This is a genomic window from Christensenella sp., assembly GCF_034927525.1.
Lineage (GTDB): Bacteria > Bacillota > Clostridia > Christensenellales > Christensenellaceae > Christensenella.
Genome location: NZ_JAYFPU010000305.1, coordinates 1 through 6,910, shown reverse-complemented (window position 1 = coordinate 6,910; position 6,910 = coordinate 1). Strand labels below are relative to the sequence as shown.

At 51.9% G+C, this 6,910-nt stretch carries 2 protein-coding genes, 1 pseudogene and 1 riboswitch; all 3 genes and pseudogenes read left to right on the top strand.

What is annotated here, in order from left to right; genetic code table 11:
* Positions 1–149 (top strand): annotated as a pseudogene (gene tuf, locus VB081_RS12425) (elongation factor Tu); the annotation flags it as partial.
* Between the two features lie 202 nt (positions 150–351).
* Positions 352–435: riboswitch (cyclic di-GMP riboswitch) on the top strand.
* 156 nt (positions 436–591) lie between these two features.
* The gene (locus VB081_RS12420; RefSeq protein ID WP_323401113.1) at positions 592–6,093 is read left to right on the top strand and encodes an Ig-like domain-containing protein; all 5,502 of its coding nucleotides are present in this window, start codon (positions 592–594) and stop codon (positions 6,091–6,093) included.
* A gap of 91 nt (positions 6,094–6,184) precedes the next feature.
* Positions 6,185–6,910: hypothetical protein (locus VB081_RS12415; RefSeq protein ID WP_323401112.1), on the top strand; the 726-nt coding region annotated here is incomplete at its 3' end.

Sequence of the window (6,910 nt, the reverse complement as noted above, 5' to 3'; positions counted from 1 at the left end):
GCACGGAGATGGTAATGCCGGGAGATAACATCGAGATGGAGATCAAGCTGATCACGCCGATCGCGATCGAAGAAGGACTGCGGTTCGCAATTCGAGAAGGCGGACGTACGGTAGGGTCTGGGGTAGTATCCGGCGTTATCGCTGATTAATCAGAGACAAAGCAAAAGAGCAGGTATCTGTACCTGCTCTTTTTTGTATGGCAAAAAAAGAATGGCAATAGATGCGCGTTTTATTGGAAAAATATTGCAAAATTGAAATAATTTTAATTTTTTCATCATAGGTAAGGGATTTTTTAACGAAAAATATATTGCTTTCCTGTAAAAAAAGTTTATAATGGAAAAGAGAATAGTATATGTTTATTAGCAAACCTGCTGAAAAACAGGGACGCAAAGCCACGGATCTAAGCGTATTTCGTATGATAGCCGGGTTGCAAAAAAACGATAATATTGTAATGTCGTGCAACTATATCATACCTGCGCAAGCGGGTATTTTTATTTGCGGGACATATTGAGAAAAAGGCATTATGTTCAAATCAAGATGTAACTACATCAAAACGACGACAGCCGACAGTTTGTCATTACGGGTGAAGAAATGAAGAAGAAAATAATTGCCGCGGTAGTAGCGGCAAGTCTAGTGTTTGGTATGTTTGGGGTATCGAGCGCACAGCCTTTGAGCGAAAATACAGGAGCAGGGCAGCCGGCACAAACGGTCGCGCCCAGAGAGTCGGCAAGCGCACAGCCGACAGAGACGCCGCGGCCGGAGCAATCTGCAGCGCCTGAGCCAAGTTCGGAACCGACGCCGCAAGTGACTGCACAGGCAAGCAAAGAAGTAAAGCAGACGGAGGCTCCGGTGGAAATGCCGACGGGGAATGGTCCCTTAGCGACAACACCTTTCGTACAGGAAGAAGCGCCTGACGGGATAACGGATATAATGGATTTGAGCCAGATAACCGCTTCGGGCAGCTATCGGCTTATTCAAGATACAACGCTTCAAGAAGTACTGGTGATTGGCGCAGGTCTGGACGTAACGATCGATTTGAATGGATGTACCATTACATCGACAGGCGCAAACTTTTTTGTGAATGAAGGAATGGTTCGTATATGTGATTCTGTGGGCGGCGGAATAAATGCCCCGCGCGGCTGTATCTATAATAGAGGCACGGTTTCGATCAGTGGCGGACACTATGTCACGACTGACAATACAGGGGGCAGTGCGCTGTATAATGGTGACGGAGCGACAATGGTCGTAGAAAACTGCGTAGTCAACGCTGTATCGTTTGCGATTGGGAATTCGGGAGACTGTACGATCAACGGCGGAGAATTCCACTCCACATCTTCCAACGTGACGCCAAACTGGGCGTATTGCATCAAGAGCACTGGCGCGGGTGCGCGGCTCACGATCAACAATGCGACGGTAACAGGTATTCAAGGCGGCGTTGCGGCGGTGCAGGGAACGGTTAAGATCTACGGCGGGAATTTTTCTACAGAGCAGGGAAACTCACGTTCCTTTTACGCACTGTATGTGGCAGGGGAAAACGGTGAAGTAAGCGGAGACGTTTATGGCGGGGATTTCTCCAGCCCCAAGCAGGCGGTCTATATTGGCAACGACAATACAAACGGCGACGGTGGCATCAATGCAAGTGCATGCTTAAACATTCATGGCGGTACTTTTGACGGCGGAAACAGCGCACTCTTTAAAGCACAGAATACAGGAACGACCTTTATTTCGGGCGGCACCTTCCGCGATGGCAAAGGGGATTCAGATATTGACAGATATGTGGTGGACGGATATGCGACGGTAAAAAACGAGGATGGAAGCGTTTCCGTTTCTGAGAAGAAGATGCCTGTTAAGAATGAGACCACAGGCAAGGGATACGAGACATTGCAGGCGGCGATTGCGGAGCTTAACGCAGGAGACACCCTCACACTTACCGAGGGTACGTTCAATGCGACGGCAAACAACCAATTCCGCATTGACAAACCGAATGTAACAATACAGGGGCAGGGAGATACGAGCATCATCGATTGCGGCACATACAGCGCAAGTACGCAGGCGGGCATTTTTGTGATTGCGGATCATGTGACGATCAAGGACGTTAAGATCGTCGGAAGCAGTACAAATGGAAACGTCCATACGCTGAAAGTAACCGGTCTGAGAAGCGGAGCAGAAGGGCCGTTGCTCGAAGGCGTGACGATAAGCAATGTGACGCTTGGAAGCGTCAAGGGAAGCGCGCTCAATATCCACGGCGTGAAAAATGCGGTTGTGGACGGAGTCAGTGTGGAGCAAGCAGGGAAATGCAGCATTATGCTGGCGGGCGTTGATGGAATAACGATTTCTGATACCAAGACAATCAGCGGCGGATGGAACGCCGATATTGGGATCATGTATGCGACGGAAGCACCGGTTTATACGACGCCTACGCGGCTGACGCTTGGAAGCGGGAATACATTTGCAAACCAGTTCGTCTATTCGGAAAGACCCGCTGACGCGCCGGGCGGCGCAGACAGCGCGGCAGGCTATGAGGCGATGGGGCTGGGGATGCTTACAAAAGCCGACGGGACATGGGCTCTGATGGATGCGGCTAAGCTTGCACGACTGGTGACGAACAAAACGACGGGCGCGGCGTATGACACGATACAGGCGGCAGTGGACGCGGCAAATGCAGGAGATGTGCTCAGCATTCCGCAAGGCGCAGGTACATATGATGAGAAGGTCACACTGACAAAGGCAGTGACGCTCGAAGGGCCGGGGGACGGAAGCGCAGTGCTCACAGGAGGTATCACGCTTGCGGGACCGTTCGGCGACGATACGAAAACAGTGATCAAGGGTCTGCGGTTTGAAAAAAGCGGTATTTATGCCATTGCGTGGGGCAATGAACCGAATTTAAATAACGTGACGATCGAAAACAATATTTTTGAGAACATTGCCGAATGGTCGGCAGCGGTAAACTTCAATCTGGATAATAAGAGTGCTGTCAAAAATCTGACGATCGCAAACAACGCGATTACCAACGTGACGGGTACGAACGCTTCGGGTATTTGGGTATCCGCGGTCGCGGGCACGACGCGTATCACAGGCAATACGATAAGTGACACCAAGCTGAACAGTATCCAAATCACGGGGATCGCCGGCGGGGACGTGACGATTTCCGGCAATACCCTGAAAAACTGGGATTCCGACGTTGCGGGCGGCGGACGCGCGATGCGTCTGACGGCAAACGGCAATGCGAGCATGGCCATTATGGGCAACAGCATGTCGCGCGATCTGGCGGCAGGTGAGGATGGCGCGCAGGTCATCAAGATCACCGAGCTTGACGGAACACTGAATGCGGCGGAGAACTACTGGAATGCGGCGAAGCCTGATTTTTCAGCGGTACTTAAGGCGTACAAGACAGGCGGCGCGGCAGCGGACAGCTCGCAGCTGGTTGTTATGCCGTATTATGCGGATGCTGCGCTTAAGAAGCTTGTGGAATATGGTGTGAAAAATGCGCGCAGCGGAGAGGTTTATGATTCGCTGCAAAAAGCGGTCAATAAAGCACAGGACGGCGATACATTGTTGTTGGGCAATGACTGTATATTTGGTAGTACTACGCAGACAGGGCATGACGAGGACAACATTGGTTACGGGACATATGGTTCTTTCAGTAAGTCGCTCACTATCCGCAGCGAAGGAACGGCGCGTACAGTCACGGCGACTTCCATCATTACGGTGAATGCCGGAGCGCGGGTGGTGCTTGAAAATGTGACGGTCGACGGTGAGAACAGGATCGGTACGAGCGGGATCAATGTTCAGGGCAATGCGACGCTGATTTTGGGTAGCGGAGCAACGGTCAAGGGCTGTGCGACCTCCTCAGGATTTGCTGCGATCGATCTTGGCAGTGCGGGCGGAACAGGCGGTGCAGGGAAGCTCGTTATGAATGAGGGATCGCTTGTGACACAGAACGTGAACTCCGGAATCTGGGTAGAACCGGATGGAACGTTTGAAATGAACGGCGGAAAAATAACCGCTAATAACTGTGCGCCGCAGGCACTGAGTAAACAGGCATACGGGCTTGTGATCAGCGGCGGGAAGGCTGTGATAAACGGCGGGGAGATATCTTCAAACGGCGCGAATATGGCGGGCGGCGGCGTATTAATGAGCAAAACCGACAGTACGCTCGATGTAAACAGTGGTACGATTTCAAACAATACGAAAAACGGCAGCATCTATGTGACAGCGGCAGATTGTATAGTCAGCCTTCATGACGCGGTGATCACAGGAAACAGCGTCAACAGCTATGGCAGCGTGGGCGGGTCTTCCTCCGCAACGAACCTTAAGGTCAATATTTCAGGGAAGACACAGATCACAGGTAATAAATATGGCGGCACGCCGTGCAACCTGAAAACATCGGCAAACATGTCAGTCGATATCACAGGGTTAGAAACGGGTGCTGTGATCGGTGTGACGCCGTACAATAAGGCGGCTGGCTATGAGGTGGCAAGTGCAAGGGACGTGCAGTCGGTAAAGACTGAATGCTTTACGCCGGACAGTGCGCTCAGTGCAAATGTATCGCTGGTGCGCATCGGCAACAAACTGGTGACAGGCTATGCGACCACGATAAGCGCGGCAGGGCTTGTACAGGATCAGTTTGAAAACACAGGCGCAGCTCCGGCACTGCAGATGCAGGGAGTGGCGGTTGTGGCAACAAACAATGCAACGGTACAGGATCCTGCGATCGGCTTCGTATATTATGCGGACGACAACGGAGTGGCAGGCAAGCGGCTTGCGGAAGCGCCTGCTGCATCCGGGACGTATTGGGTATGTCCGGTCTATGATGGCAGCATAAACGGTTCTTATGGCGCAAGCCAAGCCGTGGATGCGCATCGGTACACAATCGTAACGCCTGTTTCGGGTGTAAGCCTGAATAAGACGAGCATTTCGTTAGAAATGAACACCAAAGGGCAGCTCTCTGCGGCGGTATCGCCTGCGGACGCATATGATAAGACCATCACATGGGCTTCGTCGAATGAAGCTGTAGTGAAAGGGGATAAGGGTATGATCGTGCCGGTTGCACCGGGTACGGCGAATATCACGGCAATGTCTTATAATGGAAAGAGTGCAACGTGTGTTGTCACGGTAGCAAAACCGCCTGAAACGTCAAAACCGCCGGTAGCGCCGGATATGGGTGACAAAACGCAGGTCGTCGTGGAGCCGGAGGTAAAGGACAATACTGTCGATTCGAACGCGGTCAAGGATGCAATCGCTAACGCGAAGCCCGACGAGGCGGTCGTTGTTAAGGTGGAGGCAAAGAACGAGGAAGAAGCCAAGAATGTCAAAGTAAGCGCGGACGTGGTGGCAGAGGCAGCAAAAGCAGCGGCAGACGGTACGGGTGCAAAAACGGTAGCGTTTTCTATGGCAGATGCGAGCGGGAACATCGCTGCTGCAGTGACGCTTGATCTTTCGAATGGCGTAGATCCCGATCAATTGAAGGATCTGAACTTAGGCTATAGCAACACGGTGAGTACGGCAGTTGAGGAAGAGGCCAAGGGGGCGGTTCCGCAGGACGCGACGGTGATGTTCATCAATCTGACGCATGATGGAGTGTTCCCGTGCCCCATTACGAGGATGGATAAGGTGAGCGGAAGCTTTAAGCCGGGGGACACTGTTTATCTATACTATGCGGGTGCGTCCGGGCTGAGCGAGGAACAGGTGCTTACGGTGGATGCGAACGGGTACATTACGTATACAATCACGCATGCTTCGCCGTATGTGATCTCTGACCTGCGCAGCATAGTTACGACCCCGGAAAATCCGGGCGGCAACGAAACACCGGGGCCGGATAACCCGGGCGGTGTAGAGACGCCGGGAACAGGTTTCGAGCCAAATGACCCGGACAACGGATCGAACATCAATGAAGAAAGTGGGAACCCAGTCAATAGTGATGATGGTGTGAAGCCGGTAAATACAAAGGTGGACACAAAGACAACGACCGCACCCAAGACGGATGATATACAAGATATGGCGCCGTACTTATGGCTGATTGTGATTGCGGGCGGTGTGATCACGGCTGGTGTGGTAAATGCGAATAAGCGCAGGAAAGATGAACAGAAATAGTATGAGCAGAAAAGAGGACGTGTATGAGCGTCCTCTTTTTTATGAAAGATGTTTATGGTACGATAGAAGAAATAATGATTGGAGGCAAGCAATGGAACGGAAGACGACCTTTTTTAACACAGGGATAGGAATTCTGCCTGTTGTGGCGATGATGATCGCGATGTTTGCGGGGACGATTTTTGTACCCATGTTCTTTGGTATAGTAAATGCGCAGAATGTATGGATGCAGGTTGTACTCCTTGCGATGATTGGATGTGCCGTTGCGGTGTCGGTACGCGCAAAAGGGCCGGATTTTTCGATTGCTGGGGTGATGGCGCTTACGATGATGGCGATTGGACAATTCAGCACGCAGGGATATGGATGGGAAGTCGGGCTTGTGGTCGCACTGCTGATCGCGGCTGGAGTTGGAGCCCTGAACGGTGCGGTGGCGCTGTATACGCCTGTTCCTGCACCGGCGATCACAATCGTTGTGTTCATTGTATTGAGGCTGTTGCTAAATATATTTTCTACACAGCCTGTGCCGATAGAAGGATTGCCTGCTTTTGGGCAGTCGCTGCTTGCGGCAACGATCCTTCTTGTGCTCGTGGTTGCGGCAGTGTTTTTGTTCGTCTTCTTTTCACGGCTTGGCACACCGTTTGCAGGTAGGCAAAAGGGTGAGAAAACCCTTTCTTACCTGTTCGCGTACGTTATTTCGGCAGTTCTCAGCGCTCTTGCTGCTTTCTTTCTGGCATCGCGGCTGGGAGCGGCAATCGGTACTGTGTCGTGGGAGTACGTTATGTACACTGTTTTCGTGGCAGCGGGCATTTATGCGAGCAAG